This window comes from Brevundimonas sp. AVps4, from assembly GCF_058681525.1.
The window spans coordinates 40,497-67,042 of record NZ_JBZWKC010000002.1; the positions used below are offsets into that span (position 1 = coordinate 40,497).

General features: G+C 64.1%; 27 protein-coding genes. 20 read left to right on the forward strand and 7 right to left on the reverse strand.

All coding sequences use genetic code 11. From position 1 onward, the window contains the following. Positions 1 to 368 precede the first annotated feature (368 nt). The 3 genes from ACW178_RS15715 (at position 369) to ACW178_RS15725 (ending at position 3,266) form a co-directional block, all read left to right on the forward strand. On the forward strand, positions 369 to 1,754 hold the full coding sequence (locus tag ACW178_RS15715) for a helix-turn-helix domain-containing protein (RefSeq protein ID WP_492025139.1): 1,386 nt from the start codon (positions 369 to 371) through the stop codon (positions 1,752 to 1,754). Between the two features lie 352 nt (positions 1,755 to 2,106). Further along, on the forward strand, positions 2,107 to 2,871 hold the full coding sequence (locus ACW178_RS15720; RefSeq protein WP_492025140.1) for a nucleotide-binding protein: 765 nt from the start codon (positions 2,107 to 2,109) through the stop codon (positions 2,869 to 2,871). Then, positions 2,868 to 3,266 carry a hypothetical protein gene (locus tag ACW178_RS15725; protein ID WP_492025141.1) on the forward strand — a complete coding sequence of 133 codons (399 nt, stop codon included), beginning with the start codon at positions 2,868 to 2,870 and terminating at the stop codon, positions 3,264 to 3,266. Before ACW178_RS15720 ends, ACW178_RS15725 begins: the two co-directional genes overlap by 4 nt. 667 nt (positions 3,267 to 3,933) lie before the next feature. On the opposite strand, the gene ACW178_RS15730 is transcribed toward ACW178_RS15725, so the two are convergent. Together ACW178_RS15730 and ACW178_RS15735 are read right to left on the reverse strand one after the other, a co-directional pair. Continuing rightward, positions 3,934 to 4,509, reverse strand: a complete 576-nt coding sequence (locus ACW178_RS15730) for a hypothetical protein (protein WP_492025142.1) — start codon at positions 4,507 to 4,509, stop codon at positions 3,934 to 3,936. A gap of 14 nt (positions 4,510 to 4,523) precedes the next feature. Beyond that, entirely contained in the window at positions 4,524 to 4,955 is a 432-nt protein-coding gene (locus ACW178_RS15735) for a hypothetical protein (RefSeq protein ID WP_492025143.1), read from the reverse strand. 161 nt (positions 4,956 to 5,116) lie between these two features. Here ACW178_RS15735 and ACW178_RS15740 point away from each other — a divergent pair, with 161 nt between their 5' ends. After that, a complete protein-coding gene (locus ACW178_RS15740) occupies positions 5,117 to 6,004 on the forward strand; it encodes an ArdC family protein (RefSeq protein WP_492025144.1) in 888 nt (295 codons plus the stop codon). Positions 6,005 to 6,048: 44 nt separating this feature from the next. Here the strand turns inward: ACW178_RS15740 and ACW178_RS15745 are convergent, their stop codons facing one another. Both ACW178_RS15745 and ACW178_RS15750 read right to left on the reverse strand, forming a co-directional pair. Beyond that, positions 6,049 to 6,249, reverse strand: a complete 201-nt coding sequence (locus ACW178_RS15745; RefSeq protein WP_492025065.1) for a hypothetical protein — start codon at positions 6,247 to 6,249, stop codon at positions 6,049 to 6,051. Then, positions 6,249 to 6,989: a restriction endonuclease gene (locus ACW178_RS15750; RefSeq protein ID WP_492025066.1), complete on the reverse strand. Its 741-nt coding sequence runs from the start codon at positions 6,987 to 6,989 to the stop codon at positions 6,249 to 6,251. The genes ACW178_RS15745 and ACW178_RS15750 overlap by 1 nt, the downstream gene beginning before the upstream one ends. A gap of 348 nt (positions 6,990 to 7,337) precedes the next feature. Here ACW178_RS15750 and ACW178_RS15755 point away from each other — a divergent pair, with 348 nt between their 5' ends. Further along, positions 7,338 to 7,844: a hypothetical protein gene (locus ACW178_RS15755; RefSeq protein ID WP_492025067.1), complete on the forward strand. Its 507-nt coding sequence runs from the start codon at positions 7,338 to 7,340 to the stop codon at positions 7,842 to 7,844. A 175-nt stretch (positions 7,845 to 8,019) separates the two neighbouring features. Next, positions 8,020 to 8,244, forward strand: a complete 225-nt coding sequence (locus ACW178_RS15760) for a hypothetical protein (RefSeq protein WP_492025068.1) — start codon at positions 8,020 to 8,022, stop codon at positions 8,242 to 8,244. Between the two features lie 90 nt (positions 8,245 to 8,334). Here ACW178_RS15760 and ACW178_RS15765 read toward each other — a convergent pair whose 3' ends face one another. After that, a complete protein-coding gene (locus ACW178_RS15765) occupies positions 8,335 to 8,664 on the reverse strand; it encodes a hypothetical protein (protein ID WP_492025069.1) in 330 nt (109 codons plus the stop codon). Positions 8,665 to 8,798: 134 nt separating this feature from the next. After that, positions 8,799 to 9,011 carry a hypothetical protein gene (locus ACW178_RS15770; RefSeq protein WP_492025070.1) on the reverse strand — a complete coding sequence of 71 codons (213 nt, stop codon included), beginning with the start codon at positions 9,009 to 9,011 and terminating at the stop codon, positions 8,799 to 8,801. 809 nt (positions 9,012 to 9,820) lie between these two features. Here ACW178_RS15770 and ACW178_RS15775 point away from each other — a divergent pair. The 4 genes from ACW178_RS15775 to ACW178_RS15790 all read left to right on the forward strand — a co-directional run bounded on the left by ACW178_RS15775 (position 9,821) and on the right by ACW178_RS15790 (position 11,969). After that, positions 9,821 to 10,195: a single-stranded DNA-binding protein gene (locus ACW178_RS15775; protein WP_492025071.1), complete on the forward strand. Its 375-nt coding sequence runs from the start codon at positions 9,821 to 9,823 to the stop codon at positions 10,193 to 10,195. Between the two features lie 229 nt (positions 10,196 to 10,424). Further along, entirely contained in the window at positions 10,425 to 10,772 is a 348-nt protein-coding gene (locus tag ACW178_RS15780; protein WP_492025072.1) for a hypothetical protein, read from the forward strand. Then, entirely contained in the window at positions 10,765 to 10,920 is a 156-nt protein-coding gene (locus ACW178_RS15785; RefSeq protein WP_492025073.1) for a hypothetical protein, read from the forward strand. The genes ACW178_RS15780 and ACW178_RS15785 overlap by 8 nt, the downstream gene beginning before the upstream one ends. 503 nt (positions 10,921 to 11,423) lie before the next feature. Then, positions 11,424 to 11,969, forward strand: coding sequence for a hypothetical protein (locus ACW178_RS15790; RefSeq protein ID WP_492025074.1), 546 nt, complete (start codon positions 11,424 to 11,426; stop codon positions 11,967 to 11,969). On the opposite strand, the gene ACW178_RS15795 is transcribed toward ACW178_RS15790, so the two are convergent. After that, positions 11,902 to 13,067 (reverse strand): IS3 family transposase gene (locus ACW178_RS15795; protein WP_191559183.1). Its coding sequence is split into 2 segments (ribosomal slippage): positions 11,902 to 12,809 and positions 12,809 to 13,067, totalling 1,167 coding nucleotides; the frame shifts between segments, so codons are not numbered across the junction. The two genes, ACW178_RS15790 and ACW178_RS15795, sit on opposite strands and share 68 nt — an antisense overlap. Before the next feature lie 201 nt (positions 13,068 to 13,268). On the opposite strand from ACW178_RS15795, the gene ACW178_RS15800 reads away from it, so the two are divergent. From ACW178_RS15800 to mobF, 10 genes are all read left to right on the forward strand, one after another. Next, positions 13,269 to 13,799 (forward strand): recombinase family protein, encoded by a 531-nt coding sequence (locus tag ACW178_RS15800; protein WP_492025075.1) that lies wholly within the window; start codon positions 13,269 to 13,271, stop codon positions 13,797 to 13,799. A 278-nt stretch (positions 13,800 to 14,077) separates the two neighbouring features. Further along, a complete protein-coding gene (locus ACW178_RS15805) occupies positions 14,078 to 14,254 on the forward strand; it encodes a hypothetical protein (RefSeq protein ID WP_492025076.1) in 177 nt (58 codons plus the stop codon). Positions 14,255 to 14,267: 13 nt separating this feature from the next. Continuing rightward, positions 14,268 to 14,582: a hypothetical protein gene (locus ACW178_RS15810; RefSeq protein WP_492025077.1), complete on the forward strand. Its 315-nt coding sequence runs from the start codon at positions 14,268 to 14,270 to the stop codon at positions 14,580 to 14,582. Positions 14,583 to 14,964: 382 nt separating this feature from the next. Continuing rightward, positions 14,965 to 15,798 carry a hypothetical protein gene (locus ACW178_RS15815; protein WP_492025078.1) on the forward strand — a complete coding sequence of 278 codons (834 nt, stop codon included), beginning with the start codon at positions 14,965 to 14,967 and terminating at the stop codon, positions 15,796 to 15,798. 341 nt (positions 15,799 to 16,139) lie between these two features. Then, the gene (locus ACW178_RS15820) at positions 16,140 to 16,466 is read left to right on the forward strand and encodes a hypothetical protein (protein WP_492025079.1); all 327 of its coding nucleotides are present in this window, start codon (positions 16,140 to 16,142) and stop codon (positions 16,464 to 16,466) included. A 2,049-nt stretch (positions 16,467 to 18,515) separates the two neighbouring features. Then, positions 18,516 to 18,893, forward strand: a complete 378-nt coding sequence (locus ACW178_RS15825; RefSeq protein WP_492025080.1) for a hypothetical protein — start codon at positions 18,516 to 18,518, stop codon at positions 18,891 to 18,893. After that, on the forward strand, positions 18,893 to 19,189 hold the full coding sequence (locus ACW178_RS15830; RefSeq protein ID WP_492025081.1) for a hypothetical protein: 297 nt from the start codon (positions 18,893 to 18,895) through the stop codon (positions 19,187 to 19,189). Before ACW178_RS15825 ends, ACW178_RS15830 begins: the two co-directional genes overlap by 1 nt. Positions 19,190 to 20,614: 1,425 nt before the next feature. Beyond that, positions 20,615 to 20,986: a hypothetical protein gene (locus ACW178_RS15835; RefSeq protein WP_492025082.1), complete on the forward strand. Its 372-nt coding sequence runs from the start codon at positions 20,615 to 20,617 to the stop codon at positions 20,984 to 20,986. Positions 20,987 to 21,043: 57 nt separating this feature from the next. Continuing rightward, on the forward strand, positions 21,044 to 23,248 hold the full coding sequence (locus ACW178_RS15840) for a type IV secretion system DNA-binding domain-containing protein (protein ID WP_492025083.1): 2,205 nt from the start codon (positions 21,044 to 21,046) through the stop codon (positions 23,246 to 23,248). Between the two features lie 2 nt (positions 23,249 to 23,250). Next, the gene (gene mobF / locus ACW178_RS15845) at positions 23,251 to 26,343 is read left to right on the forward strand and encodes a MobF family relaxase (RefSeq protein WP_492025084.1); all 3,093 of its coding nucleotides are present in this window, start codon (positions 23,251 to 23,253) and stop codon (positions 26,341 to 26,343) included. Positions 26,344 to 26,546: the final 203 nt, after the last annotated feature.

Sequence of the window (26,546 nt, forward strand, 5' to 3'; positions counted from 1 at the left end):
CAGCGTTCGGCAACCACTCGTTTACCCTTTTGCCGCTTCTCTCGAACAGTTTTGGGTGACTCAGTCGAACAGTTTTGGATGACTCAGTCGAACAGTTTTGGGTGAGACACTTGACCCGACTCGGCTTACCGCGTCCCCATAACGCTGAACTGATTCAAACTGGAGGGTAACAGGACAAAAGAAAACCGCCGACCCTGGAAGGAGCCGGCGGGGGAAAAGGTACAGCACCGTTAGAACCGAAAAGGTCGAACACGTGCGAATCTCAGCTGCACCTATGCACCCCCTCCCCTACTCCGTCAACTAAAAAACGCTCTCAAGGGCGCCGGCGAAGCTTTGCCTGAAATCCTCCCCTAACGGGGAGACCGACGATGCAGGTGCATCAATCAGCTGCGAACCAGGTTCGCGGCCTGCGACCAGTCACGCCCGCGCTCCTGCGGGCTGAAGAACTGGCCGGGCGTTGGCGTGGCTTGCCCCTCACCGGGTCCAAGGGGCAATTGCTCCAGCTGCTGGAGGACGTCGCGGCCGAGGCCATGAACGTCAGCAAGGGCGCAAGACGTTTGGCCCACTGGTACGTCAAGAAACAGCCCAAGGCCTGTTTCCGGCGGCTTGACCAGGTCAACGTGGCCCAGCTCGATCGCCAGGGCCTTTCGCTCATCTCAACCTACTCTGACGCCTATGTCGCGGCCGCCTTGGACGTTACAACGCGCACACTCGCTCGATGGCGGGCCGAGTTGGCCGCTGCGGGTTGGATCGCCTTTAGGGATGCTCCAGACCGCTCCCGCTACCGCGTTGGCTCTCCCGATAACCCGGATGAAGCCTATGGGGTCGATTTGAGGCCCCTCATCGTTCGCTATGAAGAACTTCAGGCCCTGGCGCAGGATCGCTTTGACGCGATCAAGACCCTCTTGGCCCTTCGTCGCGATCTAAGCCGCCGCCGCCTACGTCTTCGCGGTCTCCTGGCGCTCTTTTCCGAAGAGCCACCTCCCGGTCTTGACTACGTCCTGGAGACGATTGAGCGGGTGCGCCGCTCGAAGAGCGCCGAGCGTTATTCGGCCGCAATCGCCGCTGCGGATGACCTTATTCTTAGGCTAGAACAGGGGCTTGCGGGCCAGTCCGCCGCTCTTTCCCGCGTGACTCAATCGTCCACCGCGCCTGACGAAAGCGGCGCCCAATTAAACCCTACAAGCTCCCTTTCTCCAAATAGAGAGAAGGATGAGGGTTTGTACGCTTCGCGGGGCACGTGTCCCACGCTGGATGATGGCGCGGCTGATGAAGAGACTGACGAGGTAGTGTGGTGCAGCCCGGACTATGAGGAATCCACTGGCCCCGTCATTGAGCTACAACCGTCGGCGGCTCCGCGAACTCCTTCTTTGTGTGCCGTTCGGGTGACTTGCCCCTCCGCCGCGGATGTATTGAAGGCCCTACCGTCACTCCTGAAGCGGATTGACCTCGTTTTCACCGAACACCCCCTCCTCTACCCTACTCCGAAGGCACTCGCGGCTGCATATGGCCAAGCCAGCGCGTTTCGGCTCGGGCTAAGCCCCAGTCAGATCAAGTCGTTCACTCAGCTTCACGGCCCCCACCAATTTGCTGTGGCGGCCCTCTTGTCTGAGTTTACCGAGGGCGTTCTCAATCGGCGAGGCTACCTTCAGGCCCTGCTCCAGCGCCTCGCTGATCCACGTCTCAAGGTAGACTTATGGGCCAGCTGGATGCGTCTCTCCCGTCAGGCCACTGGGTTGCCATTCCGGTGCTGAGTGTCATCCTTGGAAACTCCGACGTGCTCAGAGACAAGTGCATCTAGACCGCCTAGACGGTCTAGACCCGCTAGACACACTAGACGCGCTAGACGCGCTATTCCTACCGTGCGGTCCGGTCACGCCGGGCGCGCCGGTTCAGCCGTGCGGCTCGTACACTCCGGGCGGGCCGGACTACCCGTGAGCCACGGGCGCTCCGTGCCCCCTAGACGATACGGTTAGGACGGCTTATACGGATAGTCCGGTTTATCCGGCCGTTCCGGCTTAGCCGGTCGCCCCGTTCTGTACGGTGTGTCCGTCGGGTCCGATCAGGCCGTTGCGTCCGGCGTATCGGTCAGCTGTGGAGAGGGTGATGCCGAACATCGCTTTTGCGAACATCAAAGGAGGGAGCGGCAAGACAACGGCCTGCAGCGTCCTCGTCTCTGAACTCTACGGCGCAGGAGGGCGCGTTTGTATCATCGAGGGTGATCCGAACCGACCTCATGCCCGCTGGGCGGAGGGGAGGGGGTTCCCCGTGATCGACGGCCCCAAGACGACCGTAGGAAGCACTGAGGACGCCGCCGTGGCCATCAGGGATGCCGCCGGTGATAGCCGCCTCCTGGTCATCACAACCGACGGGGACGAGGAGTCGCTCCTGGACTGGATCGAGGCCGCGGGGGGCTGGGCGCAGTTCGTCGTGACTGATCCTGAAGGGTCACCGAACAATTTCCTGAACATCATCGTGTCCCAGGCAGATCTGGTCTTGATCCCTTTCGCACCTACCCAGTTAGACGTGGATCAAGTGCAGCGAACGATTAAGCAGATCCGCTCCACAGAGCGTGTGGCGAACAAAAAGATCGAGTACCAGGTGCTGCTGACGCGCGCCAATGCCGGCGCTGTAATGACCCGCGACGAGCGTGAGATCCGCGAGTCGATCGGCAAACACAACATCCCGATGCTCGAGGTCTCGCTTGCTGACCGACCAGCGTTTCGGGGCATGTTCAAGCATAAGCTGCTGCTGAACGAGCTAACAGAAGAGCAGGCAAATGGTCTCCCACGGGCACGCGAGAACTCGCGCGCCTACGCCGCAGAGGTTCTCCAACGCCTACGCCGCAAAGAAAAGAGGGTCGAGGCATGACCAAGAGCATTCACGATCCATTTGCAGACGATTCCGACTCCCTGGACCTTTCCGCCTTTGCGGCTCCGGAACCCAAACCCGCAGATCGCACGGCGGCCGAGGCGGCTCGCAAGGCAGGCGATGCAGCCGGGTTCACAAGCAAGCGGAAACCCAGCGTTCCGACGTCTGCCAAACCTAGAGAGCCGAAGGGCACCAAGGTCCGCTTATCCGACATCGTGCCGAAGGCGGAAATTACCGGCAGGAAATCCCAGCTGAACCTTCTAGCGCCGGCCGAACTGATCCTGCGTTTCAAGACCCTGCAACGAGAGCTGGGGCATCTATCCCAGTGGCAGACCCTAGAAATGGCCGTGGACGCACTCGAGGCGCAGCGGTCCAGGGGAGGGGACAATGACTGAGCCCTGGGTGGCTCACAACGATTACCTGCCCAAGGGCGACCTGCGTCCAGTATGACGATTTCTGGTCTCTAACGCCGGGTCATGCGCGCGCGTATGTCCCTGAACGCCTGACGGCAAGAACGGCCGCTCTGAGCCCCAAGGCCATGAGCGGCCCGTTCTCGGTTCAGCCGCCACCAATAGGGCTCAGACCAGGCGCCGGCCCATAGTCCCCGTCTCGACTCACACGCCAGTTCGCCCACACGCACATAGAGCGGGGTAAAGGACGGCACGGCTAGGCCACGGCTCACAAGCCAGTCGCCAATGTCGATCCCGGCAACCGTGCACCAGACGATCGCTCGCGGCGGATAGAAGGCCATATGGCCCTCCTGCCAATCCCGATATTCACATCGAACCCGCCGATTTGCGATCATCCGCCGCAACTCGTCCCGCGCCAACTCGCCACAGGCCGACGGACGACGATCGAGAAGGCAATATTGGTCGCCCTCCGGCGCATCGACGCCCCAAAGCCTAAGACTATCGCCGCCCAGGCGCAGCGTATCACCGTCCACTACGCGCATTCGCCCTTCGTAAACCGCGCGACGTCGCGTGGTCGCTTCAGCCGGGGAGGGGAGGGGGGCGCCGACGAGGGTGGCGAAGGCCAGGGTCCACGCCCATGTCGCTCGGCCCTTCACAACCAGATGACCTTCTCCTGGGAAAACTGATGGCGCACGGCCCGCAGAATCTCGATAGGACTAAACTCCCGCCTTTGCGGCTCCGGCGCCGACGCCCTGCTTCGATAGATCTCCGTCAGCATCGTCTTCAAACGATCCTCGCCATGTTTCGCCAAGCCGTGCTCCTCGATGATAGCCGTCGTCGGATGGCATTGCAGGATGGCGGCCAACTCGACGCGCTCGAGGTCGCTCAGGGCCATGATCCACCCCGTTACAGGTGGGTTGCGGACGGTCGCCGGGCGGACGATGCCGAGACGGCCCTGGGGCGAGACCACACGCACGCCAATCCCTACGGGCAGGAGGTTCCGCGCCACCCGCGCCAGCGTCATCGGGGCGAAGACCCACGTCTCCGTCATCATCCGCCCGGTCTCGTGAGCCGAAGCGGCCAGGATTTCGATATCTAGTTCCGATCGCACGGCCGCATGCCCGGCCAGGCGGCCGTTCTCGACCGCCAGAACTTCGATCACGCCCCATTCCCCCTCGCGCGGAATCAACCAAGTCGCCTCCGGGCGATCGTCCTGGATCAGACGCAACAGCTGATGCGGTCTCATCTCACAGCCTCCAATGCTTTCAGCTGGCGGTCTCGCACTGACGCGATCAGACGTTGGGCGGCGCGCGGCCGGAGCTGCTTGATTCCACCCTGCTTGTGAAAGGCGAAGGCCCTCATGCCGTCGGGGCCGTCCGTCACGACGCTTCCCTTTTCGAAGCCGACGATCCGCTCATTGGGGGCCAGTCGCCACAGCATACCGGCCTCTTGATCGAGCATCTGGTTGGGGGAAACGCCAGCGCTGGTGGCCTCGGTCATCCATGTATGGATGAAGATCTGCGCCTGGCGCCATCTTGTGGCCCGCTCAGCCATGCTCGGCGCCACAGGCCCGATCATGACCTCCATGGCCTTGTCCGTCCACGCCCGCTCCGTCGGCGACATCTCGCTCTTCAAAACGCTTCTCTCCACTGTAGTCATTTGCGCGGCGTTCACGCCGGCGCTCCACTCGGGAGACCCCGCCGGGCGCGGCTCCCGCAACGGCCTAGGCCGTCCTCCACTCCGTTCCGGCCCCTTGGGTGCGGGCTCCGCATTGTCCCGGCCGGGAGAGGCCTCGTGACGCCGGGCGATGAGCGCCCAGGCCAAGGAGACCTGCCATGACCGACAAGATGCGACCTGAAGACCGCGTGACGGAGGCCATCCTCCATCAGCTCGAGGCCGGTGTCCGCCCCTGGACTCAGCCCTGGGCCGGAGGAGGGAGCATCACCTTGCCGGTCAGGGTCACAGGCGAGCCATATCGAGGCGTCAACGTCGTCATGCTCTGGATCCGCAGCGTCACGGCAGGTTTCCGAGGAGACCGATGGATGACGTACAACCAGGCCAAGGCCCTCGGCGCCCAGGTCCGCAAGGGCGAAACCGGCACCTATATCGTCAAATACGGCCAGACGCCGATCGAAAGCGACGACGGCGAAGACCGCTTTCGTCCCTTCCTTCGCGGATACACCGTCTTCAACACCGACCAGATCGACGGACTGCCGGCGGATCTCGCGACACCGGCCGCGCTTCCACTCGACACCTACGACCTCGCCTGGGACACCGCCCTCGAGGCCGTCCTGAGCCGCACAGGCGCAGACGTCAGCTGGTCGGGAAATTCCGCCTACTATTGCCCGAAACCTGACCACATCCGCATGCCCGCCCGCGAGCTCTTCCGCGATACCGAACAGGCTTACTCGACCCTGCTTCACGAACTGGTGCATTGGACCGGTCATGAAACCCGTCTGAAGCGGGATTTCCGAAACACCCGAGACGCCTACGCCCGCGAGGAGCTGGTCGCAGAGCTCGGCTCCGCCTTCCTTGGCGCACACTTCGGGTTCAGGCCGGATCACATCGAGGACCACGCCGCCTACCTCGACCACTGGATCACGGTCCTCCGGTCGGACAGCCGCGCCATTCTCCAAGCGGCGTCCAAAGCCCAGGCGGCTTGTGATCACATCCTGCAGCTGGTCGCTAATCGCTCCCACGCAGGTGACGCGGCGGCCGCTTAACCGCCCATCGGCGGCCTTCCGGTATCGTGGAGCAGGCCGCCCCATCATCCGTCGTCCCTCAGACAGAACAGCCAGCCCCTGACCAGGAGCAGCTCGCCCGTTTCGACGTCCGTGGCCCCAAAAGTTCCGTCCAGATCTGCATCCGGCGAATACAGAAGATCGAGGTCGTACTGCTGACTGGTGAAGAAGCCCCGGCGATGATGACCCCTCGCCGAGGCCGCGGCTGCGATCGTGGCGGGCGTCATCAGTTTCGCGGCTCCTGGCTCAGGAGTGGCCGGCCGTCGATCGGTATAGGGCATCTGTGATCCAAGCCGATTGGCGTCGAGTGGCGCGCCGCAGCTGAAGCCGCCGCGCGCTCCGGCCGGCCAATCGCGATAGGGCTGCTCGAGAGCGGGTCGTCCAGCGTTAGGGACACCGTTCGCCCGGCAAAGAAACGCATCAGCTCATCGCCTGAAATCACCCGGACGCAGCCGACCCGCCGTTTCATCTGCTGAAACTGCTGCGGGGTGCGCCCGGTGTGTACGAACAGGCCTCGCGCGGACCTCGCGGCGCAGATCGCTTCAAACGCCCATACATGGTCCGCCCGGACGAACCCCGAATATCGTTTGGCCTGAATAAGCCACAGCTCGCCGTTCAAGTAGAACTGCCCGTCGATCCCTCCGTCCCCGGAGTAGGATGTATTCCGCACGATCTTGAGCTTGCGCCTGTCCAGCTCGCTGAGGATCATTTCCTCGAAACGATAGGGATCGACCTTACGCAGCCAGCTGAAACACTGGCCGGGATTCTCAACGGGATTGATCTCTCGGATTTTCGCCAGGTCGCGATAGGAGCGTTCCTGGTTCCACCTATGACGACGCTGGGACCGGGTGGGTCTGAAGCGACGAGCGAGCCGCCATCCCACGAAGGCGAGGGCGACGATTCCGGTAATTCCAGCGGCGTTTCCCGACACCAGGTCGAAGGCTGCGCTGAGACTTTCATTTGACATTTCGCACCTGTGCTTTGGGTGGAGCACTGATGCGATCGGTCTGGCTTGCGAGGATTCCTCTGCCACGGCAAAGGCTTGATGTCGAGCGGTAAGAGAGCAGGGGAGGGCGTCTCCCCGGCGAGCCGGGGCCGGGCTCTATTCTCCGCTGCGCTCCGAACCGAACCTCGCCTACAGCGAGTTTCGTCCCATGCGGGTGACGATCCCTGACGCAAGAACGGCCCGGCCGGGCCACGCGCGAAAAAGCGCCACTCAGGCGCGTTTTCGCATCACTTTTGACGGCCTACGGCTCCGTGGGTACGCCTCTCGCTCAACCGGAGCTTTAACGCTTCATCATTTGGGAAGTGCGGGATGCTGTATTCGCTCTCTGGCGGTAAAACACTCTACACTCTTTTGGGAATCGGCTCCCTTGCCGCCATCGCTCTATCCTCCTTCGTCGTGAAGGAGCTGAATCGCGATGTCTCATTGGCGACGGCAAGCGTCGGCGTCGTACAAAATAGCCGCCCGACCGAGCCGGTTCGTCGCCCCGCCTTGTTCAGCTTCTTAGGCATAGGACCCTCGCAGGTCGATCGTCTTGAAGTCACTACATCGCAGGGCCGTTTCGTTGTTAGTGGCGGGACCGCGTTTCCCGAAGGAAGCGCCGTCGAAGTACGGGACACGCCCTTTGACGGCCGGCAACTTTGCTCAAAAAGCCCCCCTTCCTGCGCATTGCTCTGGTCGGATGCGTCCCCCTTGGTGGCTTCCACGACGCCTGACGCAGGAATGGCCGCCTTCCTGTCCATCTTCATGAAGTGGGTTTTCCCGATTGTGTTGTGTCTGACGGCGGTGGCGGTGGGATTCCGGTTCGCGGCGCCGTGAGTATGACAAACATCACCGGCCTAGACCGTCTAGACCGTCTAGCCTCACTAGCCGTTAGCGCGGGACTGCCATCACCTCATCACCCATTGATCGGTATGACCTATTGGACCGCTGGGCTGCGAAAGATCCGCGCGCTCCGGTGCTCGCCAAAGGGATTCTCCGGGGAGTGAATACCGTGAAGTTCTCTTCTCTGTGCTTTCACGCCGGCATCGCAGGCTTGGTCGGGGCCGCGCTGATTGGAGGAGTATCGGTACTGATTGAGCAACCCGCTTATCTGTCGAAATTCGCCATAGGCAGCGGCGCGGTCGGGGTCCTTGGCCTTGCCTGGTGCATCCTCGGTTCGCTTTTTGAGTCAAGCGACGAAGAGCGACGCAAACCGATGGAGCGAGAACGCACATGACCTTGAAACGGGAGCGCTTCCACCATCCTAGCCGCCTCGCGGGCGGATTGTCCGCTGACCCCGCACCGGCCAAACTTCCCAGGTTTACGGCTACTGGCGGGACCGGCGGAAAGGTTCGGCCACTTCCAGCTTCCATTCGCTGACCAGCTGAACATCGCCATCCGTCATGGGACGCACCGTCCAGGGCGCCCAAGACCCCAACGCGGCCGGACGAAGCGCACCTGGCGATAGCTTCGGTCGCAGGATGTCCTGGGTCTCCGGACAAGCCGGCCATACGAAGTCGATTACCGTCTCCATCCAGCCGGCTGACTTCACAAAGACCTTGTCCGTCGCGGCGATCGGCCAAACCTTGTCGCCGATCAGCACCGCGCTGTCTTGCAGTCCCGTCTCAGAGTCGACGGGTTTAACATAGAACGGCATCCGGTCTCCCTCGCCTGTCGCTTCGGCTGAAGAAAACGCACCATCGCGCACCATCTCCTCGCAAGGCAAATGCACGGGCCCCAGGTCCGGCTCGGACGGACAAGGCCCCGCGCAAAAAGGGGGGATGGCCCCCCTTAGACGACCTCCTCGGTTGCCTGAAGGATACGGTCGAACCGGTGAAAGATCCGCTGTCCCGCCGGCGTCGCCTGCCAGTCCACCCAGGCCTCGATCTTCGCCTTCCGGCTCAATCCGGCCCACTCACTGGCGCGGCCGGCCGTCTCCGCCAGCAGCTGTTCGACCACGACCTGGTGACGGTTGGCTGCAGCCTGATCCACAATCTTCGACATCGTTTCAGCTCCAAAGAAGCCGCCCGAGCAGCGGCGATGGAGCGTCGAGGCACGACAGGGCTCCCGGCAGTCACCGAAGGCCGCGGCTCGCCGCGGACGTAGGGGAACGGCGAAGCCGTTGACTTCCGGGATGTCGTGACACGATGCGAACGCGACGCGCGCGGGCCCGTGGCCGCGACTAGCGGCCACTCAACCCGGTGAGCACGCGCAGCGCGCGCAGCCGGCACATACGGCTCTACATCCCAGCCGGGAGACGAGACGGGCGGAACGACCGTCGTCAGAGCCGACCAATCCGCCACACGACGCAGTCGGTCTCAGCCGTCCACATGGCCCCCCTCCGCAAGGGTGAACATTCGTCACCCGGACGAGTATTCTAGGCGCATAGCCCCTTGTTGAGCCTCTTTTCGGGCCATCGTCACCCCTCCCGCCCGCGTGGCCGCCGATCGCGCTGGATTTGTCTCATGCCGGGATTGAGTGCGATGTCGTGAAGATCCCTGGGCATAAGCCGAAAAAGACCTTGGAGGTTTAGCCTCGATTTCGGGGAGACAGGTCTTCCAGGGGGCCGGAGCGCAGGGACAGCCGCGATTGATCACTTCGAACCTGGGCATGGCAGTCTCCTTCTCGAAATCGACCCTGACGGGCGATTTCGGCCAGACACTCCGGCTTCCGCGCTGCGCTTGTGCAGCCGGTTTCTAGCCGAAATCGGATTTCGTTCGGAGCCTCTAGCCACGCCCTGGCCGGTCTCGTGATCGCGGCACGTCCGCGAGCCGGTCGGGAAGGCCCGACCGGTCTGCGAAATGGCTAAACCAATGAACAAGGTCTTTCTGATCGGCAACCTGGCCCGGGATCCGGAAATCCGCACCACCAACCAGGGCAAGAAGATCGCCTCGCTGCGTCTGATCACCAGCACCAAGCGCGGCGGCAAGGAATACAACGAAGGCCACACCATCAGCGTTTACAACGTGGGGCTGGCCGGCCTGATCGAGAAGTACTCGAACAAGGGCGACAAGATCATGATCTCCGGGTCGCTGCGCAACACCAAGTGGGAAAGCAACGGCGAGACCAAATACGGCTACGAGATCGCGGTCGGCCCCAACGACGAGCTGGAGTTCCTGGGCTCGCCGCGCCGGTCGGACCAGCCTTCCGGGGACCAGGGCGGCTCTGACGACGACACCGGCTATTGAGCCTCCGCAAGCCAGGCCCCCGGATATCCGGGGGCCTTTCTTCTTCCGACAATGCTGGAGATCCAACTGATGGTCTCAAACCCCTACGTCCCGCCCTGGGAAGACGACGGCCGGGATCACTGGCCTGATGAGCAAATCCCATGAGCGCCCGCCCCGCCGACTACGAGGATGGCGACTCCTGGTACATCAACGACTATCAATGCCCTTGTGGCGAGGAATGGAGCGACCAATGGTCCGCCTGTTGCGACGACGACTGTCCCGCCTGTGGGATCACGTGCAGTCCTACGGAAAGCGAGGATACGACCGAGCACTGAACCTGCTCGCCGAGTACTACCGGCCCCGCGCCCCCAACCAGAAGGGCCGAGAGGAGCGGGTGAAGCACATTGCGACAGTGCTCAACATCATCGCCGGCGCATGTTTCGGTGTTGGCGTCGTCACACCCATCGCCCAGCACCGGGAGATGGATTGGCAAGTACCTCTCTTCGCCGCCTTGTCGGTCGCATTCATTGGTGCGGCTCGACGGGTTCTGCGTTATATTCCTGATGAGGCCGTTGAAAAGGATCCTGGCCATGGATGACATTGGACTGAGTTTTCTCACGATGCTGGGCATGAGCGGTCTTGCTCTCGCCGGCGGCGCTGTCGTCAACAAGATCTTCGCCGCACTCGTCTCGCGTCTGATGCCTGAGCGTATCGCTCGTATCGAAAAGGCGCACCGCGGGGAGTGACGCCCCGGCCGCTTCTGGCTAGCAAGGCCCCGTCGGTCCCCGGCGGGGCCTTTCTCATAGTTCATCGGCCAGAGGGTTTGACGCGGCGTTCTGCGGCCCGCCCCTATTCGTTGCAGCCAGCACGCACGTAAAAGGCCATGGCTTGTCGCATGGTCCGTTCCCTGCCATGCCGGCGAGACGCAAGCGACATGAACGCCTCTGTCGCCTGTCCGCGAAGGCCCCGGTCCTGCTTCCGGGGCCTTCGCATCGGCCCCAGCCAATAGGGGCTCGCATCTTCGGCTGATGCGTCCTCAAGTCCCCGCGAAGCGGGGTCGCTGCAAATTTCGGCGGCTTGCTCACCCATGCAGCGGCAAAGGCTTGTGGGTCGGCCCCAGGTGGCCACTCCCATCCTGCACGGGCGCCCACACTCGCAGACCAGGGACGCTCCGCTCTTCGCCCTTGTCTCCTCGCGAGCCCGCGCGCGTCGGTCGGGCCGCCACAGGGGCGGCTCAGGAGAGCATCCGATGACCCACACTCAAGCACCTCTACCGGGCATGTGTCCGCCGTCCCTCCTTCAGCACCGCTTGCCTGCCATGCGGACCGAAGACGCTTTCATCTTGGTGGCCCGCCATCTTTTCGATGTCGCCCAGCTCGTCATGGTCGACGCCCAGGGCCAGGTAGAACAGCGGGTCCGAAAAGATCCGCGCTTCAGCCCCTCCGTCATGCTCAGCATCGACCTCACGCTCGTCATCACCGACACCACCCGAAGGTCGGCCTGGCGCCGGTGCTCCCAGCTCATGTCCGCCATCAAAGTCCAGGGCGCCGGCGGATGCGTCGGTCTATTGGCTCAGGCCGCCCTCACCCTCGGGCGCGCGGTCCAGAACATGGATCGCCAACAACTGGCCGTGGTCATCGAGGCGCTCGAGCTGGCGGCGGCCGACCGGGCGGCCGAGCTGAAGGTCACTCCGTCCACTGAGGCGCCCCCCTCTGGTCCCTCGATCATTATGAGAGTCCAGGGGGTTGATAGCCGATCTGCTTCGCCGACGGGAGCGGCCGTGCGGCGGAGCTGATCAAGTTGCGCAGCCGAACGGCCGCGGGGTTCAGGCGCACCGCCTCCGGGGTCAGTCCCCCGTGCGCCGAGTGCGGCCTGACGTGGTTGTAGTCGATGCGCCAGCGCTCGATGACGGCGCGGGCCTCGGCCAGGGTGGCGAAGACCTCCTCGTTCAGACACTCGTCGCGGAGCCTGCCGTTGAAGCTTTCGACGAAGCCATTCTGCTGCGGCTTGCCCGGCGCGATGTAATGCCAGGCCACGCCGGTGCGGTTGGTCCATTCCAGGATGGCCCGGCTGGTCATCTCGGTCCCGTTGTCGCTGACGATCATGGCCGGACGCCCGCGTCGGGCGATCAGCCGGTCCAACTCGCGCGCCATGCGTGAGCCGCCGATCGAGGTGTCGACCACCAGAGCCAGGGCCTCGCGCGTGAAGTCGTCCACGATGCACAGGATGCGGAAGCGTCGGCCCCACGACAGACTGTCGGCCACGAAGTCCAGCGACCAGCGCTGGTTTGGGCCGTCCGGCAGGGCCATGGGCGCACGGGTTCCGGTGGCCCGCTTGCGGCCCCGTCGCCGTCGCACCGCCAAGCCTTCCTCCCGATAGAGCCGGAACAGCCGCTTCTTGTTCATGCTGAGGCCCTCCCGTTGCAACAGAATGCCCAAGCGCCGGTAGCCGAACCGGCGGCGCTCAGCCGCCAGGCTGCGCAGGCGCTCGCGCACCTCCACATCGCCCTGTTCAGGCTCGCGACGCACCGTCTTCGGATCGATCTGAACCAGCCCGCAGGCGCGCTTCTGGGAGAAGCCGCGCTCCGCCATCAGACGAAGCACGGCCGCTCTGCGCGCTGCAGGCCCGATCAGTTTTTTCCCAGAAGATCCTTCAGCGCCGACACGTCCAGCATCGACTCCGCCAGCAGCTTCTTCAGCCGCCGGTTCTCGTCTTCCAGCGCCTTCAGCTTCGTGGCGTCCGACACGCTCATGCCGCTGTACTTCGCCTTCCACCGATAGAAGGTCTGCTCGCTGATCCCGTGCCTTCGGCATACCTCCGCCGTCGGGCTTCCGGCCTCCTGCTCGCGCAGCACGCCTATGATCTGCGCTTCGTTGAACCTGCTCTTCTTCACGTCCGTCTCCTTGATGAAACGGACTCTCACTCAAAACGAGGGATCAGGAAGGGGGCGCCTCACCACCTATACGGCGGGGATCCAGACGAGCTTGCTTCGGCACCTCAATCGCTGAAGGCCCGCGAAAGCGGGTCTCCTCTCTAGCGACTGTTCACCATTGTCGCGCATTGTCGTGTTTCACGCCAAATACGCGACAGGCTCATGATCGGTTACGCCCGCTCCGTTTCAAACCCCAGCAGCCTCAACGCCCAGCGACGGGCTCTGGCCAACGCGGGCTGTGACACCGTTCACCAGGATGACGCTTCCGGCGGCGGAGTGTTGCGCCCTGGCCTTCTCGCAGCGATCGACGCCCTGACGAGCCACGATGCACTTGTCGTGGTATCCCTGGATCGTTTGGCCCGATCGTCGCGGGACCTGTTCTACTATGCTGGAGTCCTGAGCCGGGCGGGCAAGCATCTCGTCGCCTTGCAAGAAGACATAGACACCCGCCGCGACAATGGCGCTTTTTTCGGCTTCTGCGCCCTCGTGGACCGCCTTCACGGCGCCGGGGCGGCCGACAGAAGGGCGGTCGCCCGCGCCCGGTCTATGAGAGGCCCAGGGCCCGCTCCGCGCATAGCCGATGACACATGGGCCGCTCTCGCCCCACGGCTGGCGTCAGGAGAGTTGTCCGTCGATGAGGCCGCTGGCCTCGCCGGCGTACACCGTTCCACCATCTACAGGCGCCTGGCGTAGGCCAAACACCGCCAGCCGTTCGCATCAGGCCACGCTCCCGAACCGCGACACATCAGACGAGGCATGACGTCTATCCCTATCAACGATCCTTGTGCGGGGTCCGCGATCAATCACGCCCAATAGGGCCGGGGTCGCCCGCCGCTCAACGGCTTCGCCGTCCTCCACTCCGTTGCGGCCCTTCGGGTGCGCTGCGGGCTTTCACCCCGCCTGGAAAGGGGCGTGATCGCGGAAAACCCGCGAGCCAGCCGGATCCCCCGGCTGGAAGCAGGAGACCTCAAATGCCCCGTCCTGAGATGACCATCGTAAAGGAACAACTGGAACTGCAGCGCGCGGCCATCATCGCGACCTTCGAAGCCCTCTCGTTCGCCGACCGGATGGCTCAGGCAAAAAGCTACGAGGTAGCCGAGGCCCAAGGTCAAGCGATCTTCCATCCTTTCCATCTTTGCTTCTCGTGAGGGGACCGGCGGCATGAGCCTGATCACCTTCTTAAGTCGGGTCGCCAACCTTAAGACCGGCGAAGAGCTCGACGGCCATATGTCGGGCGCCGAGGCCGTCGACAACCTGTCAGCAATCATCCTCGAGGCCCGCACGCTGAGAGAATCGGCGACAACTGCCGAGTTGGGCGCCGACGGCCTCCAGGTTCTGCGCACCCTGCGCGACCTGATCGACGAGGCCCTAGTGACCCACATCTACGAGGACGAAATGCAGATTCCGCTCGACTGCAACTACGTCCTCGCCCGAGACGAGGCCGACGGCATCCTCGCCCTTCAGCCCAAGAGCTGACGGCGACGGCCGGCGGGGCGAGCGGCTAACGCCGCGCTACCGCCGGCCTGCCGTTATGATGGACCGCGCGCGCGCCCGGGCTTGGCGACCCGCTGGCCTTACGGCCTCGCTGTCGCTTGCGCCTGGTCGCGTCCGACAGGGATGCCGGCGACGGCCTGCCTTCGGCCGGCGCTCCCTATGGGTCGCACCGACAGCCTGCCGGGTTGGGGAAGGGGCGCGCACGTCTTGTTCGCATCGTGTCACAGGAGCCCGGAAGTCAACGGCTTCGCCGTTCCCCTGCACGTCGCGGCGTAGCCGCTTCGCTCCGGTGACTGCCAGGCGCCCACCTGTGCCGCGAGGCTCCATAGCCGGTCGCTGGGACCGGCCGATCATGGAGTTGAAGATGCAAACGATCCAAGCGCAGTCCGGGAAGATGCCGAACGCCGACATCGAGGCAGCGCCAGTCGATACCGCTACTCGCGACGAACTGGGGGAGCGCCTGATTGCTGAGGGTTTCGAGCACAACGAGTTTTTGCTCGATCTGAATAGGGCTTTGAGCGTCCCCCACGATTGGGTTCTTCCGGCGCCCTGGAACCTCCCCTCTCGTCTCTTCCGCTTTCCGATCGAAGTCGGGGAGTTCCGCGAAGGCGGTCGGCGGATCGGTCTGATGCATCCCGCTTTGGTTGATCACCCCTACGTCCAGCATGTCAGCCAGGTTCTAGGAATGGCCATCCCTGCGGGCGGGGCGCCGAACGACCACGGCTACAGCAAACAAGCGGTGGGCCTCTGGTGGCATGCCGTGGATCTCGTGCCGTCAGGCCATTGGCGGGAGGCCTTGGAGACCCGTCGTTTTACAACCCCCGACGACATTCTTCGGGCCGTCACCTTCGGTCTCAGCTGTGGCGGAAGCGGCAGGAGCCTCAAAACGTCTGAGGCACGGCTGATCTTTAAGGAGCTGGGGGTGGCCTGCCCGAGAGATCCACGCGAGATCCTCCGCAACTTCTATAGACCCAGCCCGGTCAAAGGTGACGACAAGGTCGAACGTTGGCCCGTCAACACCGGGCGGGCCGATGCAGGCGACACGGCCTGGGCGATGGTGATTGGAATCGAAACCGGCTGGTTCACAATGGACCGGGCCGGCCATCTCGCATGGACTCAGCTTGGGCGGGATCGCCATCAAGCCGGCGCATCAACAACCTTCATCGAACGATCGGGGCAGGGGGCGTTCGCCTTCTGACCACGGCTCAACGGGTGTGGGAATATCTGCCAGCGACACGTCGCCTTCCGAGACGCGACGGCGGCGGCCCTTGGCCGTCGCCGCGACTTCTGCTGTCCGCATCCGGGTTGGCGACGGCCCACGCTGCGCCCTGGTCGGGCTTGCTGATCGTGTGCCCGCTAGTCGCGGGCACTTTCCCGCGCACGTCGTTCTCGCATCGTGTCACGGGAGCCCGGAAGTCAACGGCTGCGCCGTTCCCCTTCGCGTCGGCCGAGGGCCGCCGCTCCGGTGACTACCGAGCGCCCACCCGTGCCCCGAGGCTCCATCGCCGGTCGCTGGGACCGGTCTCATGGAGAACAGTCATGCAAACGATCGAACAAGTTCAAGCCGCCTGGGCCGCTCTGGACCGTCAAGCCAAGCTGGAAGCATGGGACGAGTTCACCCGTTCGATCGACTACGGCGATCAAGGCTTCGATCCCTACTACCTGGTCCTCTGGCCCATGTGGAACATGGGCTCCTCTCCCTTCGAGAACGAAGATCGAGAGGACGCCTTGGCCATGATCGAGATCGACCTGGAACAGAACGAGTATTTCGATCACCAGATCCTGGCGATGGATCCTTGCGAGAACGCCTTCTGGGATCGGTTCGACCCTGCGACGGCAGACGCCATGATGGGTTGCCCCTTCTAACGAGGGGGCTTCGGCCCCCTTTTTGTGCGCGATCGACAGGGGCGGCGCCGACCGTGGCGCTGGCGCGCACGGTGACCCGGCGACTGCCAGGGCAGGGGCCGCGTCCGCTCTAGGTCGAGGGCTGGCCTCACGGCCTCGCCTCTCCCATCGCGGACGCGCTGGACAGGGGGTGCCGGCGACGTCCTCGCTGCGCGCGCCGCGCCCCACTAGGGCGCGCCGAGGGACTGCCGGGTTGAGGCCGGTGATCGCTCCCGGACTTGGCCGCCCAGCTGGTCCGCAAGCGGACCTCGCGGGCGGCTTGCGCCTGGTCGCGTCAGACAGTGCGACGGGCGACGGCCTGCCTTCGGCCGCCGGACCCTATGGGCCCGGCTACGGCCTGCCCGACTGAGGGAAGGGCGCGCGCGTCTTTTGCGCATCCGATACCTGGGGCGCCGACCGCCGCGCCAAGGCGCGCGGTGACCCGGCGACGGGCAGGCCAGGGGCCGCGTCCGCTCTAGGTCGAGGGCTGGCCTCACGGCCTCGCCTCTCCCATCGCGGACGCGCTGGACAGGGGGTGCCGGCGACGTCCTCGCTGCGCGCGCCGCGCCCCACTAGGGCGCGCCGACGGACTGCCGGGTTGAGACCGGTGATCGCTCCTGGGCTTGGCGACGCGCTGGCCTTACGGCCTCGCTGTCGCTTGCGCCTAGTCGCATCAGACAGTGCGACGGGCGACGGCCTGCCTTCGGCCGCCGGACCCTATGGCCCGGCTACGGCCTGCCCGACTGAGGGAAGGGCGCGCGCGTCTTTTGCGCATCCGATTCCTGGGGCGCCGACCGCCGCGCCAAGGCGCGCGGTGACCCGGCGACGGGCAGGCCAGGGGCCGCGTCCGCTCTAGGTCGAGGGCTGGCCTCACGGCCTCGCCTCTCCCATCGCGGACGCGCTGGACAGGGGGTGCCGGCGACGTCCTCGCTGCGCGCGCCGCGCCCCACTAGGGCGCGCCGAGGGACTGCCGGGTTGAGGCCGGTGATCGCTCCCGGACTTGGCCGCCCAGCTGGTCCGCAAGCGGACCTCGCGGGCGGCTTGCGCCTGGTCGCGTCAGACAGTGCGACGGGCGACGGCCTGCCTTCGGCCGCCGGACCCTATGGCCCGGCTACGGCCTGCCCGACTGAGGGAAGGGCGCGCGCGTCTTTTGCGCATCCGATTCCTGGGGCGCCGACCGCCGCGCCAAGGCGCGCGGTGACCCGGCGACGGGCAGGCCAGGGGCCGCGTCCGCTCTAGGTCGAGGGCTGGCCTCACGGCCTCGCCTCTCCCATCGCGGACGCGCTGGACAGGGGGTGCCGGCGACGTCCTCGCTGCGCGCGCCGCGCCCCACTAGGGCGCGCCGAGGGACTGCCGGGTTGAGGCCGGTGATCGCTCCCGGACTTGGCCGCCCAGCTGGTCCGCAAGCGGACCTCGCGGGCGGCTTGCGCCTGGTCGCGTCAGACAGTGCGACGGGCGACGGCCTGCCTTCGGCCGCCGGACCCTATGGGCCCGGCTACGGCCTGCCCGACTGAGGGAAGGGCGCGCGCGTCTTTTGCGCATCCGATACCTGGGGCGCCGACCGCCGCGCCAAGGCGCGCGGTGACCCGGCGACTGCCAGGGCAGGGGCCGCGTCCGCTCTAGGTCGAGGGCTGGCCGCACGGCCTCGCCTCTCCCATCGCGGACGCGCTGGACAGGATGTGCCGGCGACGTCCTCGCTGCGCGCGCCGCGCCCCACTAGGGCGCGCCGACGGACTGCCGGGTTGAGGCCGGTGATCGCTCCCGAGCAACGCAGATCATCCGGGGGGCTCCGCCCCCGTTCCCGGTCAAGGCGACCGCCTACGGCGGCTCAGCGTCGGTGTCCCCGCCTTCGCAAGCTGCAGGCGGGCGATGCCCCTCCGACGCCTCGGCCCTTGACCAGTTCACTCCCCCGTCCGCGGCGCGGCTTTGCCGCCCACGCTTCTGAAAAGCGCGGGCGCCTTCAACACGGATTTTGGGGGGCTGGCGCGTCTCTGACTTCGTCCGCCGCGTCGGTCTCCACAGGAGATTTGAATGGTCCTTTCATTGCGGGACATCACCCGGCGTCAACGCGCGCGGGTCTATTCGGCCGCCCTGAGTGAGAGCCTTGCCGACTTTGCATTTGAGGCGGCGCTGGGTGAAGCCCGGCGGCTAAAGCTGGGGCGCTCGGATGCTCAACGTCTTGCAGAGGATGGGGTGCGCTACGCCATCGCCTCGCATGGTCTGCTCGATCCGCTGTGCTGTCAGATTGCCAATCGGGCTCTTTTCCAGGGCTTCATTCCCCGACCCCATTCAATCATCGTCCAGGCCCGTCGCGAGCAGCGCCGCATCGCCAAGCGAGCGCGCCGAATGTCGGCCGAAACAGTCGCTGAGCGACTGGCCCTTCTTCACGACTGTGCGGGGAGCGTCTGATGTTGGATTGCGCCCAACCGGTCTGGCTGTTCCTCGAGGAGGACAAACTTGTGATCGACCCCGACCGTGGGATCGTCGCCGCTGTCCAGGGCGACCGCTTTGACGGCTATCTCCTGGCCAGCGCCCATCGAATGTTCGCGGCGCTCGACAACCTTGACACCATAGCCGGAGAGCTGGCGGCAGCCGTAGCGCGCGACGACCAGGACGAACTGGCCGGTCTGGTCGAGACGTTGAAGCTCGCGCGCGGAGAAGCCGCCTTGGCGATCCGGCTCGCCTCCGGCGCTCGGGAGCACTGAAGGTGGCACAACTGTCTCTTTTCGCGGATGACCGCGGCGCTGACGCGCCGTTGTCCCTCGCCCCGTTCCAGGGCCTTGCTGATGGCGAAGTCTTACACGTCGGGCCGCCGGAGTTGATCCGAAAGCACGAGTGGTGCCACGTCATCTATCGCAACGCCTCATGGGATCGTGTCTCGAATTTCTTCGCCTGGCGACGACCCGACCCGTCACTCACTGACGGCGGTGAATGGCGGCATGAACGGGAGTGGCCGACCTACGATTGGGACCGCCAGGATCACGGTTGCCCCCTGTCTCTCCGCGTCCTTTGGCAACGTGAGGCGGCGGCTCGACGGGCTTTCGGTCTTGATGACGGGGAGGGCGGGACATGACCTATGGTCCTGTCGTCCAACTTCGCCCTTTCGAGCTTCCCGCCATAGCGGTTTTGCGGCGGGCCGCTGCGCTTTCGCCTGGCCCGCATCGTAGATTTGTGGCGCCCGCGCGCCGCCTGTACTTCACCTTGACGATGTCCGGCCGGACACTTCCGGGGATGACCGGGATCGTCGTCTAAGCGGCCACGGTGTTTCCACTTTTCAGCGGCCCGCGCGCGAGTGCGCGGGCTCCGTTTTCGACTTCGCGCGGACGGCTTGGCGGCCGTCCTGATGGCCCCTTCACCGCTGAGCCCAGACGGGCCTCGCGAGGGCGTTTATAGGGGGCTGCACGCCCCCTTTTTTCCGGCCCCTCGCGCGGCTGCGAATTCCCTCCCTAGAGCGGGTCCATTTTCGGTAAGCTCCCCGTTCCTCGCGATGCTTTGAGACCCGTCTCTGTCGTCATCGACACGGGGCGTTAGCGAGGTGGATTGTTGCCTGCGGCGCTTTGTACGTGCGGCTGATCCATCTGAGCCAACCGTCTAGAGGCCTTTCCAGCCTCTCCCTCAGTGTGTTTGCTTTTCCTCAACGCTTGTCCTGACCCCTTGGGACTCACTGCACATCCGTGCTGCGAACCAGGGGCGGACGGGCGCTGGCCCTGGTGGCAGAGCCACCTCGGGCCTAGCGCCAGGCGTCCGCCGATCGGGCTGGCGCCCAGCGGTGAAGCGCTCCTCGCTTCCCTTTTTGCCCTCGTTTCCACGCGCCGCTGATGCGGGGCGTGGAAACTCGTTTCGCCGTGGCCGGCGGCTCGGTCGCCCCAAGCGAGGGGCCGACCTCGCGGGGAGCGGAGGGCATCTGCAGAAGAGTGCGAATGCCCACTCGTGGGGACTGGGTTAGCGCATCTTCGATGCGGCACACCTTACGCACACCTGCGGGGGGTTAAGTGCCGGAAAAGACAGGCGAAAAAAACTGCGGGAAGTAGCGTACTATACGCTACCACGTCCGAAGGCCCGTTTTCGCTAGACATATCAGACAGTTGACGGTAGCGTATAGTACGCTACCACTGGAAGAATTGAGGCTGATGAGCTCCGACCTGCCCCGCGCCACAGCGTACATAAAACCTGACCAGCACCAGGCCTTAAAAGTGCGCGCGGACGCGATGGGCATCAGTCTTTCCGACTATCTCCGGCGGCTGATCGAGCGCGACCTGGAAGGTGAGGACGCCTACGTGATGCGACAGCTGGGGCATCAGATGATGTTTGTCGCAGTCGTAACCGGCGCCATCGCAAAAGACCGCTTCAGCGCCGATCAATATGACCAGCTGCGCAAGGTCGCCGCTCAGGTTGGCCTGACGATGTTCGGTCCTTTGCCGCCTCGGCCGTTCGACGTTGAAGCGGCGCCGGGTGCCTCTGAGCAGATCCTTGCTCTTCACGAACTGATCCAGGGAGTGTAGAGGAGGGGACCCCTCTCTCCTGACGATACCGACCACGCGCTCCTTTTGGGGCTTACAATGGGTCGTCCGTCGAGCAGTAACTTCTCCGCATGGCTACGCGGAGGCCAGACCTTTGGTCACACCGTCGCAATGGTGCGGGGGGTTGTTTTCCAGACCCTCGGGTGGCTCTTTTTGCCAGCCATCGCCTGTTACGTTTGGGTCCAGACCAAGGCGACCGATACTGAGCAACAGTATGGGTTCCTGGTCCTCGAGGCGCGCCTTCTCGAATGGCTCGGGGCACCCTTACCAAACCAGTTGTCCGTGCCTGTGCCGGGTCGCCCTCGTGAGACACACCACGTCTCCGACATTCCGGATTTGCCGTTCGTTCGCCCCTTCGCCGATGCGTACTTCGTACACGTCAACCAGGCCCTGACCGTTTGGCTGATCATTGCGATCATCATTATCGCCTTCACTGCCTACTACTATACGACCGCCGGACACGCGAAGCTCGTCACTCGTCAGGTCAAAGGACAGGTGGTCGTCAGCGTCTTAGAGCTCCTGCAGGAGGTCCGCGACTTCAACGCCAAGGCACGTCGCGAGAAGAACCGCCCTGATCACAAAGCGCCGCGCCTTGTTGGCGTCGATTACCCGATGGACGGCGAGTTCGAACACACAATGATCACCGGCGGAATCGGCTCTGGTAAGTCGGTCGCCATTCACAAGCTCATCGTCTCGATCCGCGAACGCGGCGACCGTGCCATCATCTACGATCCCGAAGGCGAATATATTCGTCACCACTACGACCCCTCGACGGATGTCATCCTCAATCCCTTCGATGATCGGTCGCCCTCGTGGTCGCCCTTCTTCGACGCCCAGGAACACGTTGAATGGGACCGGCTGGCTCACGGGATCTTTGAAGACCCGAAGCACGGCGACCCCTATTGGACGAACGCCTCACGATCCCTTTTCTCCTGGACCTGCTACCGTCTTCAACAGACCGTCCCTGACGCGACGCTCACAACCGCCCTGGACCTATTCTATGGTTCGATGGACAACCTCAGCAGCCTGCTGAGAAACAGTCCAGCCGCTGCCCACATCTCGGGAGGCCAGTCTCCCCGCACGACCGCGATCCGCTCGGTCCTCGCTGCAGGCGTCACGCCCCTGGTCTATCTTCCCTCCGATCGTGAGCCGTTCTCCATTCGGCGATGGATCAACCACCCTCAACGTCGGCCCGGCTTCCTTTTCCTTTCGGCGCCAGAAACCCACATCGCCACGCTCCGCCCGCTCCTCGGCTTCTGGTCGGACATCGCTGTATCTTCTCTCCTGGCCCGCTACTCCCTGGGCATCGCGCCTCACCCCACTTGGCTAATCCTCGACGAGTTCCCTTCGCTCGGCCGGGTGGACTCTCTGGCCGACGGGCCCGCCCGCCTTCGCAAACACGGCGGGGCAATGGTCTTCGGGCTCCAGCAAGTCTCTCAGCTCAAGGACATCTACGGCACTGAGCGCGCCCTGACGATCATGGGCCAGTGCACCAACAAGCTCGTCCTGCGCGCCAACGATCCAGACACGGCCAAAACAATGAGCCTTATGCTGGGCGAACGGATCATGCATCGCGTGACGGAGAACACCACCTACGGCGCAAACACCATTCGGGATGGCGTCGGCATTGCGCCCAAGGAAGAAAAGGAAGCCGCGTTTTTGCCGACGCAGATCCTCAACTTCCCGGCCCTTCATGGGGTCATCAAGCTAAGCAATCGCCGACCGGAAGCACCGTTCCCGATCGCCACGGTCAAGTTCAAGCCCGACGATCTACCTGCAGTCGCGCCAGCTTACGTACCGCGAACTGGGCCTGACATGGTCGAGGCCTTCATGTCACGCCACAAGCGGCCAGCAGCCCCGGCGGCGCGATCAGAACCGTCCGCACCGCCACCGGCGCAGGGCGTCTCTGCAGCCGGCGGCCGGGATGGTCCTTCGCATCCGGCTGGAACCCAGGCGACACTTCTAAGCCTGGTCGTGGACAACACGGCGAGCGATCACGCTGACGTTTCCCACAACGATGAGAAAACGGCGGGAGTCGGCGACCTGCCATTTGAACATCGTCGTCCGGCCGACCGCGACGACCAGGCAATGCACGAAGCGGCCGCCACCCTCTTCCAACCAAGCGGAGAGTCGGCCCCTTCCGATACACGACCGAACGACAACGATATCGCTCACCGACCGCCGGACAAAGCGCGTGAGGACCGCGACATCTTCGGTCCGGGCGATCTGCTGGACGGCATCTGACCATGTTGTCCATCAGTAACATCGGGAGCGCCGGGGGCGCGGCCAGCTACTACGGCAAGGACGACTATTACGTCACGGGCGAAGCTGACTCTCCTGGCTTGACCTGGGGCGGGCAGGGGGCGGCCAAGGCCGGTCTGTCCGGCGTGTCAACGCCCGAACAGTTCCGCGCGGTTCTTAATGGCAGCCATCCCAGCTTCAACGGCGGCAAGATGGGCGAAGCGTCGGACCGTCATCGGCCTGGATGGGACCTTACCTTCAGCGCTCCAAAGTCCGTCAGTCTTCTCGCTCTCGTCGGCGGCGACAAGCGATTGATGGAAGCCCATCGCGCCTCCGTCGCTGTGGCGATGGGCTATGTCGAAAAGCACTTCGCTATTACCCGAATCCGAGAGGAGAACGGATCAATCCGCCATGAGCGAACCGGCAACCTCGTTTACGCCAGCACTGAGCACCAGACATCACGGAAGGCCGATCCCCAGCTTCACACCCACAATGTCGTCGCCAACAAAACTTACGATGCGAAGACCGATACATGGCGGGCGCTGGAGACTCGCGAGCTCTACAAGCACCATAAAACCGTCGGCCTGATCTACCGCGCTGCCCTGGCCGACAAGGTTCTTCAGCTCGGCTACAACGTCCAGAAGGACCCCAAGGACGGCACCTTTGACATAGCGGACATCTCCCAGGAACAGCGGGAAGCGTTCTCAAAACGCCATGTCGATATTCAAGCGAAGATCGAGGCCGCCGAGACGGAGAAGGGGAGGGCGCTGACGCCAGCCGAACGTGAGTTCATCGTACTTCGCGATCGGCCGAGCAAACTGGAACATCCAAGACACGAGCTGGAAGAACGATGGCGCGCCGAGGCAAAGGATGTCGGGTTCGATCCGGGGTCAATCATCGCCGCAGCCCGCGAGCGAAAGGTCGGCCTGGACGTAACGCCGAAAACCTCCGGCCTTGCAAAGGAGGGGCTGTCACAGCTCCTCTCGCGATTCCGAGAAATGACCGGGTTCAAACCGAAGCCCGGCGATGATCCTTATTCTGTCACCACCAGTTGGGACGGGCGAGCTCCAGCAAGGGCGCTCAGCTATGCCGTCCGCGTCCTTGAGCAAGGATCTGCGGTATTCAGCCAACACGAGGTGTTGGGCCAGGCGCTGCGGATCGCCCCGGCCGGCGTCACTCACAATCAGGTGCTGGCCCGGGCCCAGGACCTAAAGGATGATGGTCGGCTGCGCCAAGCCGATCGTTCCGTTTGGGACGGGGTGACGACCGACCGCGCCATTGCCGTCGAGCGCGGCATCGTCGCCTCGATCGAGCAGGGGAAAGGCATAGTCTCTCCGTCGTTTACCCAAGATGTCGCGCCGAGCCGCATCGCAGCAGCCGAGCGGGATCCCGCTGTCGGAATCCAACTGAATCAGACGCAGCACAAGAGCGTGCTTCGCATCCTGACCTCATCCGATCGCTTTATCGGGATTCAAGGCTCCGCCGGCGTCGGCAAGACCACGATGCTCCAGGTGCTGCGAGCCGCGGCGAAGGACGAGACCTTTATCGGTTTGGCTCCTACCCACTCGGCCGCCAAACAGCTGCAGGAAGGGTCCGGGATCAAGTCTCGCACCTTGGAGGGCTTCATAGGGTCAATCGAGCGCGCCATGCCCCGCGAAGCCGCAATGGAGAATCTTCGTGGAACCTACGGCGGAGCCACTCTGGTCGTCGACGAGTCCTCGATGAAGTCCAACGCCCTGGCCGAGCGTTTCATTCGCGTCATGGACGCCGTCGGCGCCAAACGTGCGGTGTTCGTGGGGGACGAGCGCCAGCTGGGCTCTCCTGAAGCGGGCGCCCCGTTCAGCCACGCTCTTCGTTCAGGCCTCGATCACACCGTGATGGATGAAATCCGGCGTCAGAAAGACCCCCAACTGCTTCAGGCCGTTCAGCACCTAGCCAAGGGCTCCGTCGCGCCGGCCATGAAGATCCTGAATCGGTACACGACTGCCCTAGGCCACAACACCCCTGAAAAAGCCTTCGCCGTCGCCGCGGCCGACGCCTGGCGAACAGCTCGGGCCGATGGAAAAGATCCCCGGATCATCGTTCCGACAAACAGTCTCCGCGGCGCCGTGTCCGGGGAAATCCGCAAGGTGCTGGCGGAGGAGGGGAAGCTCGGCGCCTCGCAATCGCACGACGCTCTACGTCCCCATCGTATGGCGACGGCGGAAAAGCACGTGGCTTCCAATTTCAAGGAGGGCCAAGTTCTCGTCTTCCATGCGGGCCATCGCGCTAGTGGTATCAGTAAAGGCATGCACGTCCGCGTCGAAGGACGGGACATGCGGAACAACATCCTTCTCGCTCAAGGACCAGGCGGCGAACAATTCCGAATAGACCTGACCGCTATGGCGAGCAGCGAGCGCAGCTTTTTCGAACCCTTCATCGACAAGGCCATCGAGGTGCGGGAGGGCGACAAGCTCGTGTGGGATCGGCTCAGCCAGGAGAAGGACCGCGCCACCGGCGAGCTGACGCGCGACTTCCAGGTTGGCGACGCTTTCACGGTCGAACGGATCTCGGGAGACAAGTGGACGATCCGCACGGAGGACGGAAAGGAGCATCAGCTCGACAAAAGCGACCCCGCCTTAAAATTCGTCAGCTACGGCTACGCCGAGACCGCAGATCGGGCCCAAGGGCGAACCTACCCTGACGTCGTCGCGGTCCTGGGCACCGCACATGGCCTCGCGGCAACGGCCGCCCGTCTTTACGTCGATGCCTCGCGAGCCTCCGATACCTTCCGCTTGATCACAGACGACGTCCGGTCACTGGTCATGCGGTTGCAGGAGCAGGATGGGATTAATCTCGTCGCCTCTCGCGAACTAGCGACCGTCCTACAGTCCATGCCGGAGCTGAAGGAGGCAGACGTCCTGGCCCGAGTCGATCCAGCAGGAACGCCCGTCATGGCCCCGGCCGAGCCCGACAAGATGGGCGCGGAATCAGACCGGGTTGATCAAACCGCCGACGCGCCCTCCGGCCCACATCCAGAACAGCCGACGGCCGAAAAGCTCCCCGACAAGGACAAGGAGAAGGTTTTGGACAGACCCGAACCGGACCTCAGCTTGTGACCGCCCTACTAGCCACGGTGGCGACAACTTTGATAGCCGCACATTCTGTTTTCGACTGCGAGTAATGTGATGATTGTTTCTGACACTGTGCCACCTGCCACAACGCCCGACTTACCTTGTAAAAGCCCTTGTTGTAACGGTACGCGGGCGCGTTACTTTGCATCGCCTAATATTCATTATGCGAAGGCCGCCCAAGTTCGATA